The sequence below is a fragment of the Bacteroides sp. A1C1 genome, assembly GCF_004328515.1.
GTDB classification, from domain to species: Bacteria; Bacteroidota; Bacteroidia; order Bacteroidales; family Bacteroidaceae; genus Bacteroides; species Bacteroides uniformis.
In genome coordinates, this window is record NZ_CP036491.1 from 1,429,135 (window position 1) to 1,448,426 (window position 19,292).

The 19,292-nt window shown below is 39.8% G+C and carries 11 protein-coding genes and 1 pseudogene; 7 read left to right on the forward strand and 5 right to left on the reverse strand.

The genetic code is table 11. The features are described from left to right. Positions 1-35: 35 nt before the first annotated feature. The 3 genes from EYA81_RS06035 to EYA81_RS06045 form a co-directional block, all read right to left on the reverse strand. Positions 36-578: a hypothetical protein gene (locus tag EYA81_RS06035; RefSeq protein WP_131225500.1), complete on the reverse strand. Its 543-nt coding sequence runs from the start codon at positions 576-578 to the stop codon at positions 36-38. 22 nt (positions 579-600) lie between these two features. Then, positions 601-984: a hypothetical protein gene (locus EYA81_RS06040; protein WP_131225501.1), complete on the reverse strand. Its 384-nt coding sequence runs from the start codon at positions 982-984 to the stop codon at positions 601-603. Positions 985-1,099: 115 nt separating this feature from the next. Beyond that, positions 1,100-1,531: a hypothetical protein gene (locus tag EYA81_RS06045; protein WP_131225502.1), complete on the reverse strand. Its 432-nt coding sequence runs from the start codon at positions 1,529-1,531 to the stop codon at positions 1,100-1,102. 467 nt (positions 1,532-1,998) lie between these two features. Here EYA81_RS06045 and EYA81_RS06050 point away from each other — a divergent pair, with 467 nt between their 5' ends. Beyond that, positions 1,999-2,826, forward strand: coding sequence for a hypothetical protein (locus tag EYA81_RS06050; protein ID WP_131225503.1), 828 nt, complete (start codon positions 1,999-2,001; stop codon positions 2,824-2,826). A gap of 148 nt (positions 2,827-2,974) precedes the next feature. On the opposite strand, the gene EYA81_RS06055 is transcribed toward EYA81_RS06050, so the two are convergent. Beyond that, on the reverse strand, positions 2,975-4,834 hold the full coding sequence (locus tag EYA81_RS06055; protein WP_131225504.1) for a tyrosine-type recombinase/integrase: 1,860 nt from the start codon (positions 4,832-4,834) through the stop codon (positions 2,975-2,977). Positions 4,835-5,183: 349 nt separating this feature from the next. Between EYA81_RS06055 and EYA81_RS06060 the strand changes: the two genes are divergently transcribed. From EYA81_RS06060 to EYA81_RS19900, 6 genes and pseudogenes are all read left to right on the forward strand, one after another. After that, positions 5,184-8,339 (forward strand): TonB-dependent receptor, encoded by a 3,156-nt coding sequence (locus EYA81_RS06060; protein WP_131225505.1) that lies wholly within the window; start codon positions 5,184-5,186, stop codon positions 8,337-8,339. A 55-nt stretch (positions 8,340-8,394) separates the two neighbouring features. Further along, a complete protein-coding gene (locus EYA81_RS06065) occupies positions 8,395-10,356 on the forward strand; it encodes a RagB/SusD family nutrient uptake outer membrane protein (RefSeq protein WP_165491357.1) in 1,962 nt (653 codons plus the stop codon). A gap of 84 nt (positions 10,357-10,440) precedes the next feature. Further along, positions 10,441-11,802, forward strand: coding sequence for a BT_3987 domain-containing protein (locus EYA81_RS06070; RefSeq protein WP_131225507.1), 1,362 nt, complete (start codon positions 10,441-10,443; stop codon positions 11,800-11,802). A gap of 156 nt (positions 11,803-11,958) precedes the next feature. Further along, positions 11,959-13,020 carry a family 43 glycosylhydrolase gene (locus EYA81_RS06075; protein WP_131225508.1) on the forward strand — a complete coding sequence of 354 codons (1,062 nt, stop codon included), beginning with the start codon at positions 11,959-11,961 and terminating at the stop codon, positions 13,018-13,020. A gap of 15 nt (positions 13,021-13,035) precedes the next feature. Further along, positions 13,036-14,040, forward strand: a complete 1,005-nt coding sequence (locus EYA81_RS06080) for a family 43 glycosylhydrolase (RefSeq protein WP_131225509.1) — start codon at positions 13,036-13,038, stop codon at positions 14,038-14,040. A gap of 106 nt (positions 14,041-14,146) precedes the next feature. Continuing rightward, positions 14,147-15,027, forward strand: a pseudogene (locus tag EYA81_RS19900) (transposase). 147 nt (positions 15,028-15,174) lie between these two features. On the opposite strand, the gene EYA81_RS06090 reads toward EYA81_RS19900, so the two are convergent. Then, positions 15,175-19,122 carry a hybrid sensor histidine kinase/response regulator transcription factor gene (locus EYA81_RS06090; RefSeq protein ID WP_131226421.1) on the reverse strand — a complete coding sequence of 1,316 codons (3,948 nt, stop codon included), beginning with the start codon at positions 19,120-19,122 and terminating at the stop codon, positions 15,175-15,177. Positions 19,123-19,292: the final 170 nt, after the last annotated feature.

The following is a 19,292-nucleotide window of genomic DNA, read 5'->3' on the forward strand; positions in this document are numbered from 1 at the left end:
ACCGGTGAGGATACCACCCCGTTTGTTTTCACTTTTTAGAAATGCATTCGCCACTTCTCCTCATGTTCCTCGTGCTTCCAGAATATTCCGGAATCAAGTGCTATATAGGTTCCCCACGAACCGAGCGAGATGAACACATCCGGATCACCGGTCAAAGCCCGGAAGCAGCCGGAAAGATTGTTGTTCAGGGCATCGTAGGGGGCTCTCTTGTTGTCCATCCTCGATACATAGTCCAACAGGCTGATCTTGTCATAGAGGGATGGGTCATAACCATAACGCGCCCGGAACATCTCCTCCCAGTCAAGTCCGAAGAGTCTGTTCCCGCCGTAGAAGGAAAGCAGCGTATGGTATCCGTTACCGTAATAATGTCTGGTCCTGCAAAAGTCATATACTCCGACAGTATAAGATGAACCGCTACCACAGGTGTTCATCATATGGAAGGCAAAATCACCGCCGTTTCTGGCCTCGTTGTAAAAAGGGAGAAGGGTTGACAGCCACTCCGGGAAAAACACTTCCAGATCGTCTGCAAGGCCGGGGCTTAACAGGGAAGCCACCGGCAGACTTTTAATAATATCCATAATTCAATACTTTATAATGTTTTTACTCTGTCCAGGTTATAAATGTCAGTATAATCCGGTCCCAATGTTTTACCCAAAGGTTCATATCCGGAAAAGTATTCTTTAGCATGAGCGCGGCGTGGTCAATTGCAGCATGGCTGTAACCGTATCTGTCCGGATCGAAAAGAGGCGCATGGTTCTCTTCATATGGGGACTGCATGTCACGGAACTGCGGCCATGGAGCGCGGAGCTGGAAGACAACACCCACCGGATTAAGAATACCGGCCTGGGAATGCATATAGGCCCGGAATTCCTCCTGGGGACCACCCATACTGTCCACATGCTTCTCCGATACGATATGGATGGCATCGGTATCATGTAATCTGTTATGGCAAGCGTTACATACTGTGATTATAAGTTGTATCATATCAGAAACATATTTCTCTCGGTCTGATGTCAGACCTAAATTTATTTTTGTCATTCTGTTTAAAAGTTAAAAAAGGAGCACTTCGGTGTATCTCCTCCACGCCCTGTTAATGAACTCATTTATTGGGAAAGAACAGCTCCTTGAATAAACAGACCGCTTCCGCAAAAGCTTTCAGCCCGGAAACGATCTGGTTGAACATGAATGCGTTCACGACTTTTTCCGGTATCTTCCCATCTGTTCCACTTATTTTCTGGTGGGACTTATCGTTCTGGATCTCATAACACCATCCTCCCTGGGACGGAGCCTGGGGAACCTTTCTTACTGCCGGTTCCTGCCCGATGGTTGTCTGAGGTACATTGGGGAGTTCCCGAGCCTCACCGGACGGAGGAGCAACCTCGATGTATTCGTTTTCAACTTTATACTTTCCTTGGTTATAGTCATCGATGATCCGTTTCAATTGTTTATGGCTGAGACCGTATTCTTCACAAAACGGTTTGCGCTCAGCTTTCGTTTTCAGCTGGGCTAATTCTAAAATTGGTAATTTCATGTCTATTTTTTTAAGATTATCCACCATTACTTTTGAATGGTGTATTTTTATATCCTGCAACTGTATCCTTGTTACAATCATTAGGCAACACTGATCCCGGACTTACAAATGTACCGGGAGAAGTATTGGAGAGCATTGCCGGACTCCTCCTTAAAGAGTCGCGGCCATAAAGTGCAGACTCATACGCCTGCACATATTATATATTGTACAAAAATTCAAAGAGCGTGCCGAAGCTTTAAGCGGCGGCAAATGTAAATAGTATTTTTTGAGACACAAAGTCTTTTCAATTACATAAGTTGCTAATATACAGTATAGTACATGTGCGGTACAGCATTTTTGTAAGAGAAGGGAGGGAATACAGAATTTAGCGGTTTTTATTTCCACTAAGGATAAAACTTGGTAAGATTGGCACGGATGTTGTGGAAGTGCACATGATACATGAAAAGTACAATATAAATAGAGTAACAATGAAAACAGACATTTTAAATCAATGCCAAAAGATTATGGACAGGGCAATCCGTTTGGCCGACATCAATAATCCGGAGAGTAGGGACATAGAAAGAGTCATGAATGCGGAAGGATTGTATGAGCAGTTGAAGAATATCAACTGGTTTGATTTGTTGCAGGAAATGAGTGAGAACTCCGAGTACTATTCTTTCAAGGGGTATTTCACGCATTATCAGGAGCAACTCCAGAAGGTTATGGACCAATATCCGGCAGACGTGTTCGATAGGGAGGGTTACGATTTCATGGATGGAGACAATCCGGTCTTCCAATATTACCGTTCCAGGGATGACGCGGATAATTTGGGGATCTTTGTTGCATTGCTCCGGTTGCTCCGGAAAAAAATGACCGAGCTGCAAGGCTGCTTTGAACAGAAGGAGGTTCATATCGCCAGATTGGCGGAGGAGAACTTGGCCTATGCCCATGAATATACAAACTACACCTGGGAAAAAGCCGGGGCTGTCTATGACCGGCTGGTGGAGAAGGGATGCCTTATGGCTCAGGAGTGGGGAAGGGAAACTTTCTGTTTCAGGTTGACCGGCAGAAAGAAAGGGAACCTTTTTATCACTGTTCTCCTCCAATGGTGCAAGTCCAATATCCTGCTGTATATGTTTTTGAAAGAGCTGGTGCCGGATGACGGTAAAATCTGGGTAAAGTCAGGCGTCTTCTTTCGTCTCAGGGATGGCTCAATAATCAATCCGGAAACGGCCAAGAGGGAATTGCAACGCATGAAGACAGGAAGCAAAAAAAATGAAGGGCTTGTCAGGTATCTTGTCCATGGAGAAAAATAGTGGCACAACCAATCGGGAGGGAAGTGGAGATTCCATGTTCCCTCTCTTTATACTATCAGCCTCATACTGCACTGTCTAAGAAAAGATACGCCCGGGCAACAAACCGGTACCTGGAACGCGGAATCATCAATTGAGAAGGATAAACAAGTCACTCCTTATGCCGCTTCTTATACTCCTCCAGTTCCTCCATACTTCTGATATTCAGCACCTCCACGAATTTCAGAACCTTTTCATCGCCGTTCATCAGGGATTCGAGCCTGGCCTCCCTCATAATCTCCCCGTTGAGAAAGATGTTCCTAAGGCCCAGCTCCGTGATATTGTTCTGGAACATCTGTATCAGTACCGCGTCATTCCGTTTGAATGCGATGAACCATACGACGGAGGCAATTCTGGCTACCTTGTCACGCAATCGTGTATTGTCCTTGTATTTATCCTTGTCTATCTCATCTATCCTGCCGACGTCCTTGAGTATTTTCACGGCTTCCTCAGTGTCGGGGAGTCTGGTGATGTCTATACCTTTATTCTTCAGCCTGGAGAGTTTCAGCAGCAGATCACCGGCAAAGACGTGGTTGAATACGTCTGCCTTCTGCTTGGGTTTGACTGGAGCGGTCGGAACTGACTTCTGTTCATTTTCATCCGGTTCTGGCTGGACTCCCATATCGAAAATGCCGTCACCTAGCTTCTTCTTGAAAGCATTCGTCACCTTCCTGGACTTGTCCTTGGCGGTCAGGTGGGCGTATATCTTATCCAACATCTGGGTATCTTCATGGCCTGTCGCAATAATTATATCCTCTCTTGGAATGCCCTTGCGACACATGATAGTAGAAAATGTGTGCCGTGCAGAATGGGTGTGAAGCAGTTCATAGAGGGGCTTGGTATATTTGGTACCGTTCTCCTCATAGGTCACAAGTTCGTTAAGGCCTGCTTCCTGGGCTATGACTTTTAACTCACCATTCAATGCGGAACGTCTCTCCTTATAATATTTGATTTCTGCACCGGTATACTTGTCTATGATTTCTTCTGCTAATGGCACTAGAGGAATGATAGCCCTGGCTCCGGTCTTCTGCTGGACGATAGATATTGTACCGTTCTCCTCATCCCTCTCGTTATCACCGTTGAAGAACTTATACATGTCACTGATACGCTGACCAACTAGACACTGAAGTACGAACAAGTCCTTTATCTCCGTTTTCTTTTTGATTTGATTCTCGGTACCGCTCGGTTGGTACTCATAGAGTTGTTTAATCTGCTCTTCTGTCAGTGCTACTTCCTTATTACGCGCCAGTTCCTTGTTGGATTTGTCTTTCACAAGGTCAAAGCTTTCAAGATTACTCTCTTCCCACTTGAAAGGAATGTCAAGTCGTTTGGAAACCTCTCTAAGCACCCCAAAGAATGTACCTTTGATAATATTCTTTATGGTAGAAGCTTTCTTACCTTCCTTATTGTCCTCCTTACCCTCTTCAATCAAGTGTTGCTGGTATTTGGTGAATGTATCCAGGTTCATACTTTCCCAAATGTCGGGTATGGAGTTCTCGTCCAGAAACCGTTTGAACTTGTTGATATTGGATCGGTACTGGATTTTGGAACTATCCACGATATCCTTCTCCTCTACGATCTGTTTCATGATGAAGGTGGCAGGCTTTTCCGTTTTTTTCTTCATAGTATCCTTATAGATATATTGTTTAAGTAGAATGATGGCCCTGCGTTCTATCTCCTCAGGGTGGTCGCAAAGGTACTGCTTGTATTCCGAAAAATAAAGTTTCAGTTTGCCAATCTTTTCATTGACGATGGTATTGTTCTCGTTATCCAGCTCAGTTAACCGGCAACTGATATAAGCCTCCTGTTTCTTGACGTTCCACTGGTCCGGATATACCCTTACTCCAGTAGAAAGTTTTATCTGCTTGTTCCTGACGCGTGCTACAAAATAAACGTTCGTCGGCTTTTCGGACTTGGGTTTTCTAAGGTTGAATTTGCATCCGATCTCGTTGATGAAAAACTGTGCATTCATAAAGCGTTTTGGGGGATTCGTCCTTTTTGATATTCTTGAATACAGTCCTTTTAAAGTACAAAATGACGAATCAAATTAATATATAGTTCTTTGAAAATATACCAAAACAAATCTTTTTGCTTCTAAATAAATAATGTATTTCTAAATAATACAAGAATTCTTTCAAAAAATGTTTTATTACTGTCAGGAATACGCTTATGATAGTTTTTTGATAGGATTCTAACTTGTTTTGGCAAAAAAAAATCAATCTATAATAAATCTCCTTCCTATATTTACTTCAGATTTCATTCAAGTTCTTCTAGACTTGAAAAATTAAAAACAATTGTTAACTTAAAATTTATGCTAATGTATGAAATGTAGATTTATTCAAAAAAGCTTATTGGCATTATCCATACTTCCGTTTCCGCTAACGGGAGTTTATGCTACAGCAGATGGGTATGATATCGCTTTTTTATCCAATGAAGAGAAGTTTGTAATAGATTCGGTGAAACGCTCCCTGCAAGGAAGTGTTGTGGATGCAAGTGATAATACGCCGTTAATAGGCGCTACGATTAAGGTAAAAGGTACTCAATATGGAAGCGTCACAGATGTAGACGGAAATTTTTCTATCTTTATTCCCAACTCTTATTGTACACTTGAGATCAGCTATATAGGATATAAAACTCAAGAAATATATATCACGGATCAGGGGATTGTCAGTATAAGACTGATGCCTGACAATGAGGTGTTGAGCGAAGTGATAATAGTGGGTGCCGGCACACAGAAAAAAGTGTCAGTAACTGGAGCCATAACCGCAGTAAAAGGTGCCTCACTAAAAGTTCCCAGTTCTTCATTAACCAATAACTTAGCTGGTCAATTGGCAGGTGTGATAGCTACAACCGGCAGTGGTGAACCAGGTAGTGCATCTTCGTTCTACATCCGTGGTATCAGTACTTTCGGCGGCCGTACCACTCCACTGATTCTGTTAGATGGTGTAGAGATTTCATCAGGTGATTTAAATAATATCCCCCCAGAAACCATTGAGAGCTTCTCCATCCTAAAAGACGCTTCGGCAACGGCCATTTATGGTACACGTGGAGCTAATGGTGTGATGCTGATTACTACAAAAGCTGGAATGGAAAACACAAAAGCCAAAATCAATGTGACATATGAACATTCTTTCCTAAAACCGACCAAAATGGTGAAGTATGCGGATGGCACTACCTATATGAAACTCTATAATGAGGCCCAATTGAGCCGCAACCCAAATGAAACACCATCTTATTCGGATGACAAAATCAATTATACAGCAAGTGGTATCAATCCATATGTTTACCCTGATATAGATTGGCAGGATTTGATGTTCAATAAAATGTCACAAAATCAGCGTGCCAATATTAACATCCAAGGCGGTGGATCACGGGTTACCTATTATATCAGTTTGCAGGCTAACCACGATAACGGAATTCTAAATGTACCGCAGAATTATTCGATGAATAACAATTACAATCGATGGATGTATACATTTCAAAATAATATTGACTATAAGGTAACCTCTACTACAACATTGGGATTGAGAATGAATGCACAGATAACCAACTCCAAATCACCCAATACAAGTTCAGCAGATATTTTCGGTTCACTCTATTTAAACAATCCGGTACAGTTCCCGGCCTACTATCCTACAGATGACAAATCCCATATCTATTTCGGTAGCGGTTTTTTACAAGGACAGGATTTATATCCTAATCCTTATGCTAATATGCTCAACTCGTTCAAGGAAGACAATCAGAATATGATGCACGTCACTTTGAATCTTGAACAACAGCTGGACTTCATTACCGAAGGACTCTCTCTGACGGGACTGGTGAACTTTAAGAACTGGTCAAAAAGTTACTACACACGTTCCATGTCTCCTTATTATTATCAGGTAGTGGACGGAAGCTGGTCACCAGACAATCCTGACTACTATGAGTTGCAACGTTTAAAAGAAGGTTCGGACTATCTTAACGAATCGGGCATTTCGAAAGAAAGTGACCAGACATTCTATTTTGATACACGCCTGAACTACAGTCGTACATTTGGTAAACATGGAGTGACCGGTATGTTGATGTACATGATGCGTGAATTCCGAAATAATGTGTTGCCTAACCGCAATCAAACATTTTCCGGCCGTTTCACCTACGATTATGACCATAAGTATTTGGCTGAGTTCAACTTTGGTTACAACGGTACTGAACGTATGGCTAAAGGTGAACGTTTTGAGTTCTTTCCGGCCGTTTCATTGGGATGGGTTATTAGCGGTGAGAAGTTTTGGAAGCCGATACGAAAATATCTGAACCATTTTAAAGTGAGGGCTTCCTATGGCTTGGTAGGTAGCGATGAAACTGGATTGGCTAGTGGCGCACCACACTTCCTCTACAAATATGACATAGACCTATCCGGAGGATGGGGATTCAAATCCGGTACGAATAACTCCAATAGTCAAAGTTACCAAGGATTACGCATAAAAGATTATCCCATAACCAATGCTTCGTGGGAACGCTCTAAACAGTTTGATATTGGTGTGGATATGCAATTTTTCAATCAAGTGGACGTGAACTTCGATTATTATAAGTATAAGAGAGACCGCATTTTGCTGAACCGTGCGTCTTTCCCACGGATTCTGGGTTATGAAGTAGCCACTCCGTGGGCCAACATGGGGCGCGTGGATAATGAAGGTGTGGAACTGAGTGTGAACTGGAGAAAACAGCTTAACCGCGATTTGGCAGTAGACCTCCGTGTCAACTATACATATTCAAAGAATAAGTACGTATATAAGGACGAACCAGACTATCCTTATGTATGGCAAACAGAAACCGGAAAACCGTTGGACTGTGTACGAGGCTATATTGCCGAAGGGCTGTTTGTAGATCAAGCCGACATTGACTCACATGCTGTCCAAAACAACTTTGGTAGCGACGTGATGCCTGGAGACATCAAGTACCGTGATGTAAACGGTGACGGTAAAATTAGCGAGGAAGATAAAGTAGTCTTGTCTCCTTATGGCTGGACCCCCCGTATCCAGTATGGCCTTGGAGTCAGTGTGATGTGGAAGAAGTTTGATGCCAATATTTTTTTCAATGGTTCGGCCAAAAGAAGTATTCGTCTTATGGATGGTGGAGATAGGATTTATCCGTTCGTACAAACACAACATCATGGACGTACAAACTTGATGCAGTGGATTGCCGACAGTCACTGGACAGCTGATGGAGACAATGCTAATGTTGTATGGCCACGTATGGGTATCTCGCAAGCGCAAATAGCTAATAACTTACAGCCCAGTAGTTGGTGGATGAGGAACGGCAATTTCTTGCGCTTTAAAACGCTGGAAATAGGTTATCGGCCAATTTCGTATTGCCGTATTTATTTTAGCGGAGACAACCTGGCCGTATGGTCACCTTTCAAGTACTGGGATCCTGAACTGGACTACAACATGTATCCGTTAAGTAGAACCTTCAACATTGGCGTACAACTGAACTTCTAAAACTTGAGTCATGGAAAAACAATTAAGAACAAAACAGAATCAATCGATATTTAATATGAAACTGAATAGATTTAAATCTAAAATGTATGTGGCCATTGCTTCCGCTCTCCTGATGCCCGTAATAGTTTCGTGTAGCTATTTGGATGTATCTCCAGCGGAAACAGTAGATAAAGATGACATGCTCGTGACACAAGTAGATGCTTTGAAGTATCTGTATAGTTGCTATGGTCCTATACAATGTGATAATTCAATAAGGGCTTTTCGCCCGTTCAACTTGCGGCAGGGAAGTGATGAATTTGTTGCATTGGCCCCTCAAAACACAGATTGGCAGCGCTATCAGTGGGATCAACCTTCAGGTGCCAACACCTATTACGGAGCCTTTGTAAATTATTATGACGCTATCGGCTATTGTAACCAATTCATTCGAGATTTGAGTGAGGCGGAAATAGTTGAGCTAAATCCATCTGATGCCGCACAGTATATTGCTGAAGCTAAATTCCTCAAGGCTTATTTTCATTACAAAGCTATGGAAGAATATGGTCCTATTCCCATTATGGATGTGATGTTGCCAATGGACATTTCAAAAAAAGATTTGCCTGGACGTTCACATATTGATTATTGTGCCAAGTATATTGCGGACTTGTGCGACGAAGCTTATGCCAACTTACCGATTGCCCACAGTAATCCACAATATTATGGACGTGCTACAAAAGCAATGGCTAAGTTTTTGAAAGCAAGGGCCTATTGGCTGACTGCTTCACCACTTTATAACGGAGAGTTCCCACATACGACATGGAGCAACGAAGAGTATGAAACTCCGGGCTATGGAACAGAGCTGGTAAGTCGTACTTATGACGCTCAAAAATGGGAAACAGCACGAGTAGCATGTTTGGAGGCTATACGTGAAGCTGATGCTGCCGGACATAAACTGTATGATTTGGAAGCTTCAGAAGCTCGGCGTCTTGCTGACAATATCCCATTGCCGCAAATACCTGGTCTGGATACCACTACTCCAGAAGGTGAAGAGTTTGCCAAACGAGTGATGTTGATGCGCTATGTGCCAGTAGCAGGTCCCAACGAAGGGAGTTCTGAGTTTATCTGGGGAATGTTAGATATTGCTCCCGATATGGATAATGCTTCCATACCACACTATGTTATCACTGATCAAAATGGTATCTTGCGCGGTGGATGGGGATGGATAAGCCCTACGCTCTATACTGTAGAGCACTTTCTCACGGCCAATGGGAAAGTGCCTTCCGAAGATGAGAACTTTCCTTCTGAAGAAAACTGGTTTAAGTCTGCCGGACTCAATAATCCGGACATTGTCAATCTCTATGTAAACCGCGAGCCCCGTTTTTATGCCTATATTGGTTTTGATGGCGATGAATATTCTCCGGTTATCAAAAACGGTGCTCCGCTTATTTTGGATATGAAAAACAGTCAAGAGAATGGTTACAATCCGAATTTTGGGGCTAACAATCAGTCGCAGACGGGATTTTTAAACAAGAAAATGGTACATCCCAATGTACGTTATACAGGTATTGATGGCAACAACAATCTGGCGCTGGGATATGATCATCCCTTCCCTTTATTTCGTGTGGCCGACTTGTATTTGATGTATGCTGAGTGCTGTGCCCGGCAGAACAACCATTTGGATGAAGGATTAAGCTACCTGAATAAAGTACATACCCGTGCGGGTCTGAAGGCTTTCAGTGAAAGTGAAATGAGTGGAAATGGACAGTTGCTGGAAGCCGTACGCAACGAGATTTTCTCCGAATTCTATTTTGAAGCTCGTCGCCAATTAGAAATTCGCCGCAACGTAGAGGGGGACAAATATATGAGCAAAAGCCATTATCGCAAGTTGAACTGTATGGTAACTAATCCTACGTTTGAAGAATTCAACCAAATTGAAGTTATCGACCAGCCATTCAAGTGGAACGACCGCATGTACTTATATCCGGTTGTTAATTCTGAAGTCTACGCTAATCCACAACTGGTACAAGCTCCTTACTATTAATAAATCAAAGAATGGATAGGAAGTATGGTAATCCTTTCTAACTTGATTTGCCCAATAAAATGTAATTAATATTATAAAAAGACTATGAAGAAAGTTGTAAAAATAACATTGATTTTGCCCTTCTTGCTGTCGGCTTGCAATGACAATATAGACATACAAGATTGGTTTCCTACTGAATATCATAAAATTCTTTACATACAGGAAAGTGGAGAACAAGAGGTTACACTTTACAATACAGGTGAAGATAATGTTTATACATTTACAGTATGCAAGGCTGGCAGTGACCCATCACTTGAGGCTCATGTCCGTATTGATGTAATGTCACAAAGTGATGTTGATGTAAAATATTCCAACAATCAAGGAATTCCTTATAAAATCATTCCATCTGAAACATTTACTTATGAACCATCTGAACTGACATTTGCTTCCTCTGATATTTCTAAAAAAGTTACTGTCGCAATCAATCCGGAGAAACTAAAAGAGATAATGGAACTCCCTTCCGAAGTAAATACTCGCTGGCTCCTTCCGCTTGTTGCTGTAAGTGAGAACGATTCGATCAACATTGATAAAAGAGACTATACTTTACTGATAAACGATGTTATGACATTGCTGGCTGGCTTTAAAAAAACTGGAACGCAAATCATCAATCATGATTATACATCTGGCACATTTGTCACTTCAGTACCTTTTGGCTTATTGGAAGTAACCAACAAGTGGGACATCAATGCCACCATTAAAGTGGATAAAAATTACGTAAAGGAATATAATAACAACAACAACACAAACTACCAGATACCTGCCGATGGTTCATATAGTATTGATGAAAACGTGACTTTGTCTTCGAATATGCAGAATGTTTCTATAAACATTTCTATTTCTGATTTTGGAAATCGAAAATCCGGCTGTTTTATGCTTCCTATCCGTATTGCCGATATTTCGAGGTTTGAGCTATCCGCTGAGGCAAATCTCTATGCTCCAATAGTAAGGCTACTGGGCAAACGGCTTGACCGTTCGGGATGGACTGCCGAAGCTTGTTCTGAAGAAATGACGGGTGAAGGTACGACTGGTCGCATCATGGATGTGCTGGATGGTAACCACGATAATTTCTGGCATACGAGCTGGCAAAGCGGTCCATTCTGTAATCATCCGAATGAAAGCCATTATGCTGTTTTCGATACAAAAAGCGAACATATGTTTACACAAGTCGGAATCATTCAACGGAATAATAGCGATTGGGGACTGTGTGTGCAAAATTATGAAGTATTCATCAGTTCAGACAAAAAAAATTGGGTATCAGCAGGCAGATGTTTTGCAGAACGTAGTACCGACGAATTAATTGCAGATATTACACCGATGAAGGGACGGTACGTGAAGTTGTGCTTTCTAGACTCCAGACGTTCTGACGGACAGATAAATCTTTCCGAGGTCTATTTCTATGGTGAATAATGTCATTGCAGAAAGATGTGGCAAAGCCGGTTGCTTTGCTATCTGGTCAGTTTATCATGGTTTTGTCACATCATTACGGATTTTGTCTGTGTAATGAACATTTTCAGGTTGGTCAAAAAGTACCCAATTTTACTTTTAATACTTGTTTTTAAAATTATGAAATCAGAAATCAATCAAATTATCTTGATGCTACTAGTATCCCTATGTGGGATATCCTGTAAAAGTCACAATTTATCTTCAGAAGAAGAACAAAGCGAAATAAAGGAAGAACGTTATTGGAACCCCATTATTAATATTTCTGTTCCCGATCCTACAGCCATTCGTGCAGTTGATGGAACTTTCTATCTGTATGGAACGGAAGATACACGTAATATACCTATATATCATTCCCAAGATATGGTGAACTGGAAGTTCGTCAGTACCGCTTTCACGGATATTACTCGCCCTCAATTTCCTGCGCAAGTTTCTGCCTCAGAGGCCAGCCTTTGGGCACCAGAAATTCGTTATATTAAAGGGAAATATGTTCTATTCTATTCGTTGGCACGGTGGGGGGAACATTGGGTTAGTACAGTTGGATATGCCTTGTCTGACAAGCCAGAAGGACCTTTTGTTCCCAAAGGTTATGTACTGACCAGCAAAGAAATGGGAGTAGAAAATTCTATTGACCAATTCTATTATGAAGAGGATGGCAAACATTATATGTTATGGGGAAGTTTCTTCGGTCTATATATCGTAGAATTGAGTGTGGCAGATGATATGACTATCACGGCAAAGAAAGAAACCATGAAACTTATTGCTGGTAATGCCTATGAAGGTGTTAATGTATGGAAACGGGACGAGTACTATTATCTGTTTGCTTCTATTGGCTCTTGCTGTGAAGGAATCAAGAGTACATATCAAACGGTGGTGGGGCGTTCGAAAAGTCTATTCGGTCCTTATCAAAATAAGGCTGGAGAACAAATGCTAAACAATCGGCATGAAGTGGTACTTCGAAGTAGTGTGGATAATGTTTTTAAAGGTACTGGGCATAATTCTATATTGCTGGAAGACGATGCCGGGCAGACATGGATGATTTATCATGCTTATTATAAACCTTGGGCTACTGGGGACAATGGCCGAAGTGTCAGCATGGACATGGTAAAATGGGTGGACGAATGGCCTTATGTCAATGATGGTACTCCATCTGTTAGTGCCAAGGCTCCAATAGTTGATAAATAAAGATAACGAGAAGATATGAAAAATTTGTTGTTGCTATTTATTATGATTTCTTTTGTGTGTACGTCTTGTACAACAAAAACAAGTTCTCAGGAAAAACGAAATATCTCTATAAAGTCAGTAACAGCTACTTACAAGAATCCAGTCTATTCTGAAAATTCGCCAGATCCGTCGGTGGTACGGGGAGACAATGGTATGTTCTACGTATTTTCTGGTTCTATGGTTTTAGAATCACCGGATTTGGTCAATTGGGAGCGTCGTAATCGTTGGGCATTTGATATTACTCCCAAGTGGACGAAAGGTGATATTTGGGCTACTGATGTGACAAAGTGTGGTAATCATTATGTGATGTACTATGCACTCTCTGAATGGGGTGAGCACTGGAAAAATGGAGTGGGAGTGGCAATAGCCGATCAACCGGAAGGACCTTACACTGACAAAGGCAAGCTTTTCACTTCAGAAGAAATCAAAGTAGGTAACAGCATTGATCCTCATTATTTTGAAGAAGATGGAGTGAAATATCTTTCTTGGGGAAGTTTCTATGGGCTGTATGCAGTGGAGTTGAGTAATAACGGTCTTAGTGTGAAAGCAGGATGTAAAACAGTAAAACTTGCAGGAGATGCTTATGAAGGCATAATGATACACAAACATAATGCTCATTATTACTTGTTTGCTTCTACGGGGAGCTGTTGCGATGAACTGAATTCTTCCTATACTACTGTAGTGGGGCGTTCGGATAGTTACTGGGGTCCTTATGTAAATCGGAAAGGTGAACGTATGTTGGATAATAAGCACGAAGTGCTAATTTCCAATAACGATTATTTTGTGGGAACAGGACACAATTCAGAGATTGTGAACGATGATAGTGGAAACGAATGGATTATGTATCATGCTTATAATGTTGCCAGACCGGAGGATGGGCGAGTGTTATTGTTGGACCGTATTTATTGGAAGGATGGATGGCCTATGGTGCAGGGCAATCATCCTTCCCATAACCCCCAGAAGGCGCCAACCATTAAATAATGTAAATACGATATAAGTAAATAAATAGTTTATTGAAAATTAAGGATATAGTGGTAAAAGTGACAAATTTATAGTGACTAATTATAACTTTAACACGATTATCACTATGTTCTTAGACTCTAAAGTTACAGAGACTTATTGTATGGTTGATGATTTTTGTAAGGAATTTGTGTTGTAGTAATAGGAAAAATATATGATTGAAGATAAGAAAACTATGTATCGTAACAAGTCCAACCATATGAGTGATGTCGAAATAATGGTGATTCTTATCCTATTCCATTCCGTTTTTTTGCTACTTCAAGCATTATTAAAAGAAGCATGCTTGCAAACACTTGAAGGGCTTGTTTCCACGATGTGTATCCTATAATCGTGTTGTGGGATAGAAAAGGGAAGACTTGCTTCCTCTGACCTTTTTCATTAAGAAAGTTTTATTGGGAATCTGTACCGAAATTGGCTTTATCAACTCCACTCTCCTGTATGTCTCCGTAACTAACGGATATTGATTCACAAAACTCTCGAAGGACTTGCCCTACGTGGAAAATGTTTTATGGAACGGTTCTTTGGATTCAAGTTGCATACTTATCAATGACAAAGAAGAAATACTTAATTTATGTTCACCTCGAAGAATGTAAATAATTGGGAGACATTGAAATAAGCTAAGTTCTTGAAAATATTAGAAAGAAAAAATTGTGTATACAAAGGATATATCGGTTAGACCATATGTAAAAGCTTATTTTTTCAACGGCATACAGTTTGTTACTAAAGCTAAAAACAATAGGAACTCCTTGATGAATATAAGTCGGTAAGATTTTGCTCAGAAAAAGGAGCATTAATGGAAACCGTCAATGATAAACTGAAGAACATTGCATAAATTGAACACCTCATATACCATTTTTTAGTAGTTTCATTGTAAATCCCTTGTGGCTATTGTTACCTACTGTTCTTTAAAAAACAGCTATTGATATCAAATTTATTAATGACAGGTAACTGGTTATTTTCTGATTTTATATCACACTAACACATGAAATTTACTGTAAGAACAAAAAGTCGTTTTAAATTTATCCCTATTTTGCGAAAAAGTAACTTCTTGCCATAGCATATGTATGAAATATACTGTTGATATTATGAAAGACCTTACAAATGGTCGACGAATTCTTTAGGCGACATACCGAACTGCTTCTGAAAACATTGAGCAAAATATGAAGAAGAGTTGAATCCTACCATCTGGCTTACTTCGTTAATTCGATGATTTCCTTCTCTGAACAAATAGGCTGCTTTTTTCAGGCGTTCTAATTGTATATAATTATTGGGAGTTATATTAAGTGTGCTTTTAACTTTACGATGCAAAGTGGAATTACTGACATGCATTAGCTCTGCCATTTGTTCCAAATTGAAATCTGGGTCTTGCATATGTTCTTCCACTATTTGCGCAAGCTTGTGTAAGAATTCCCGTTGGTCACTATTCAATCCTATGGATTTGGCTGATACGAAAGGAGATTGTAGAAAGTTGTTTCGCAGTTTTTCACGGTTTTCCAATAGATTATTGATGGTGGCATGTAATAGTTTTATGGAAAAAGGCTTTTCCATATAGGCATCAGCTCCGCATTTCAAGCCATCAATTTTATCTTGTAAATCAACTTTGGCGGTGAGCAATATTAGCGGAATATGACTAAATTTTAAATTAGATTTGAGTAGATGACATAATTTCAGTCCATCTATATCGGGCATCATAACATCCGATATGATGAGGTCTATATTTTCATTTTCAAGTAAATAGATCGCTTCCCTACCATCTGCAACTACTAATACATGATAAGTGGCAGATAATTGATGAGCAATGAATGTACACATTTCTTTATTGTCTTCTACTACCATGATGGTGTACTGTGGCAGAGAAGAGGTTCCAGTCTTTCCTTGTTCAATAATATTGTATTCTTTTGTTATCTGAGATGAAGTGGGGCATGTTGAGATGATAGGAATAGAAAGGATAAATCGAGTTTGTGCAGTATTGGGATCTAATGTTAAAGCGCCATGATGCAATTCTGCCAATAAACGTGCCAGCGGAAGTCCGATTCCAGTACCGGATGCTTTTTCCCTGCATTGTACGAAGGGTTTAAATATCTCCTCTCTCATTTCAGGGGAGATTTCTGGTCCATCATTACACATGGATAACAAAAAGTGACCATCTTCAGTCCACAGACGAATGTGTAGATAGGTTTCTGCATATTTAATAGCATTGCTGAAAAGATTACTGATAATTTTGGTAATAGCCTCATTGTCGGCATATGTGGTAATATCTTCTTGTCGTTCAATGATATATTCTATATTTTGTGACTCAGCCAATGGGAGAAATTGTTTATAGAGATTTTCCAGAATAATATCTATTCTGCATTCTGCCAATTGTAGTTTTACACCCAATGTCTCTGCTTTTTGGAAATCAAGCAGTTGATTTACCAAATTGAGCAATCTATTGGTGTTCATATCTATGATTTGCAGATTCTCATGCATTTGTACCGGGATATTTTTCGGAGTAGCAAGTATGTTTTCCAAAGGTACTTTAATGAGAGTTAGCGGAGTACGTATCTCATGAGTAATATGAGTAAAGAATTCTATTTTGGCATTATATAAATCATGTTCCTTTTTGCGCTCAATTTTTTCAACCAGAGTTTGTTGTTTCTTTATATATTTTTTACGGATTATTATTAAACTGATAATAATGATAACTATTATAAAAAAAATGTACAGCAAGTATGCCCAAACCGAAAGGTAGAATGGAGGATGAATACAAATCTGTAATTTTTTATGAATATATTCTCCTGATTTCGGTTTATAGGTATTCTTCAGATGCAAAGTGTAGGTACCGTAGGGTAGATGTGAGTAGTTGATGATATGTGTAGATTCCACTTCATACCATTCTTCATTGAAACCTTCTAAACAATAAACCAGTTGGTGTAAACTGGGGGATTGATAGCCCAAAGCTGCTACGTGTAATGAGAACGAATTTTGGTTTGCTTGTAACTCAATCTTATCAGATAAACAGATGCTTTTCTTAAGGGGAGATTGTCTTGAGTTGACATTTACCGGCTTATTAAGGATGGATAAGTCAGTAATGACAATAGGTGGATTGAAGTTATTATCTGTGAAAGTACTCGGCTTAAATCGTATGAATCCATTGATACAGCCAAAATAGATTTGCCCTTCAGTGTCCTTATAACTGGCTTGATAATTAAACTGGTTGGTTAGGATTCCATCATCTACAGTATAAATTCGCTTGTAATTCTTGTTAGGATTGAAACACACTAATCCGTTGTTAGTAGTGAGCCATAAATTTTTTTGATCATCCTCTTGCATGCAGTAGAAGGTGTTGCCTGGAAATCCATCTTCGCTATTATAGCAAACAAAACTATCGTTTTGAGGTACGTATCGACAAAAACCTCCTCCTTGTGTCAAGAACCAAAGCTGCCGGTTACTGTCCTCATAGATATCAGTTACTTTATTATAAGGAAGTGAAGAAGGATCGTTTGGGTCATTTCTGAAAAACTTCCAGGTATCATTATGGATATCATAACGATAGGCTCCATTGGCATAAGTGGCCACCCAGATATTGTTTTGGTAATCTTCAAGGATATCGTATATACAACACCCTTCTAATTGTGGCACGGATCTGAAGTCATCTGTATCATAGCTATATTGTAGCAACCCATGTATAGTACCTATCCATAATGTATTTCCAGTCGTTTTTTTTATAGCAAATATATCATTAGTGTTCAGCCCATTTAGTACATTGCTTTTACTATAATGTTTCACTCTTCCTGTACACAAGTCTATTCGGCTTAGCCCGCCGGAAAAGTTTCCTACCCATAACCAGTTTTTATCTAGGCATAATCCGTGTACATTACTTGATAGATATGGATGTTTGAAAGGGATGATGCTATCTTTGGTTTGATCAAAATAAAATAGCCCTTTGTCCTCAGTACCAATCCATAGATTACCATCACTGGCCTCACAAAATTTGCTTACCCTTTTTCCGAATCCGTGGTATCTTTCAGGATAGAACTTCTCAAAATGGTTGTAGGGGTAAGGATAATAGTTGACTCCTCCGAAGTAAGTTCCTAGCCACATTCCTCCTTCTCGGTCATGGCAGATAGCATAAATAACATTGTCACTCATGGCGTAAGAAGTATTGTTTTCCGGTGCAGTAATGTGTAAACAAGTATCTTTTTCTGTATTATAGATATACAATCCATTTTCAGTTCCTATCCATAATTCATTGTCTGACCTATAACATAATGTACGTACATATCCGTTGATTAATCTACGGGTCTTATGAGTAGTTAAATTTACTTCTGTGAGTCCGTTGACAGAACCTATATATCGGTAGTGGTGTTTTCCCTTGATTTGTACTGTTATATTATCATTTTTGAATGGCTCATTTCCATTGACATCTTTAAATGGTGACAATGTTCGGAAGTTGTCTTCGGAATAATAGAGATTATTGTCATACAACCCTAACCAATACTTTTTTCCTGTTTTCCAAAAATGATTGATGTTTGGAAGGGGAATATTTTTTCCTCTCTTATGTATGGGCAGTTGGTTGGTGAGTGTATGTTTATGTATATTGTAACAGAACAAGCCTTGGAAGTCCGCTGCAATCCAGACGTCTCCTCCTTCCTCTATTGATATCTGAGTAATGGTGGACCGAATACTTTCTTTTTGAGGGGTAGTTACTCGAAATGGACTGAATGTTTCCGTTTCTGTATTATAGATGTACACTCCCACATCAGTTCCTATCCATATATTACCTTGAGAATCTTCGGTGAGAGTAGTGATGTAGTTGTTTCCAAGAGTAGAATTCTCCTTTTTAAAAATCTTGAACTTTATTCCATCATAACGATTCAGTCCATCTTTGGTTCCGAACCATATAAATCCTTGTCGGTCTTGCATAATAGCTAATACACTATTGTGAGAAAGGCCATTATATATATCCAATGTTTTGAAATAAAGCTTTGATGTGTGTTGTGCATATAAATTGCCACAATATATAAAAAGATAAATTATACAGCATATAGTGGATAACTCCATTGTTATTCTCTTGTTTTTATTTGTCTGTTTATTTAGATTCATGATAATATATTGACCAATGATATTTGCAATAGACTTACGATGCATAATTGCAAAATTACCTAATTTATTGTTATATCTTTATTTAAAGGTAAATGCATAATTTGAAATATTTATTTTTATAACATATA

Excerpts from the sequence above, each read along its gene's own strand:
- EYA81_RS06035 (WP_131225500.1), bottom strand. The coding sequence starts at position 578 with ATGGATATTATTAAAAGTCTGCCGGTGGCTTCCCTGTTAAGCCCCGGC.
- EYA81_RS06040 (WP_131225501.1), bottom strand. The coding sequence starts at position 984 with ATGATACAACTTATAATCACAGTATGTAACGCTTGCCATAACAGATTA.
- EYA81_RS06045 (WP_131225502.1), bottom strand. The coding sequence starts at position 1,531 with ATGAAATTACCAATTTTAGAATTAGCCCAGCTGAAAACGAAAGCTGAG.
- EYA81_RS06050 (WP_131225503.1), top strand. The coding sequence starts at position 1,999 with ATGAAAACAGACATTTTAAATCAATGCCAAAAGATTATGGACAGGGCA.
- EYA81_RS06055 (WP_131225504.1), bottom strand. The coding sequence starts at position 4,834 with ATGAATGCACAGTTTTTCATCAACGAGATCGGATGCAAATTCAACCTT.
- EYA81_RS06060 (WP_131225505.1), top strand. The coding sequence starts at position 5,184 with ATGAAATGTAGATTTATTCAAAAAAGCTTATTGGCATTATCCATACTT.
- EYA81_RS06065 (WP_165491357.1), top strand. The coding sequence starts at position 8,395 with ATGAAACTGAATAGATTTAAATCTAAAATGTATGTGGCCATTGCTTCC.
- EYA81_RS06070 (WP_131225507.1), top strand. The coding sequence starts at position 10,441 with ATGAAGAAAGTTGTAAAAATAACATTGATTTTGCCCTTCTTGCTGTCG.
- EYA81_RS06075 (WP_131225508.1), top strand. The coding sequence starts at position 11,959 with ATGAAATCAGAAATCAATCAAATTATCTTGATGCTACTAGTATCCCTA.
- EYA81_RS06080 (WP_131225509.1), top strand. The coding sequence starts at position 13,036 with ATGAAAAATTTGTTGTTGCTATTTATTATGATTTCTTTTGTGTGTACG.
- EYA81_RS06090 (WP_131226421.1), bottom strand. The coding sequence starts at position 19,122 with ATGGAGTTATCCACTATATGCTGTATAATTTATCTTTTTATATATTGT.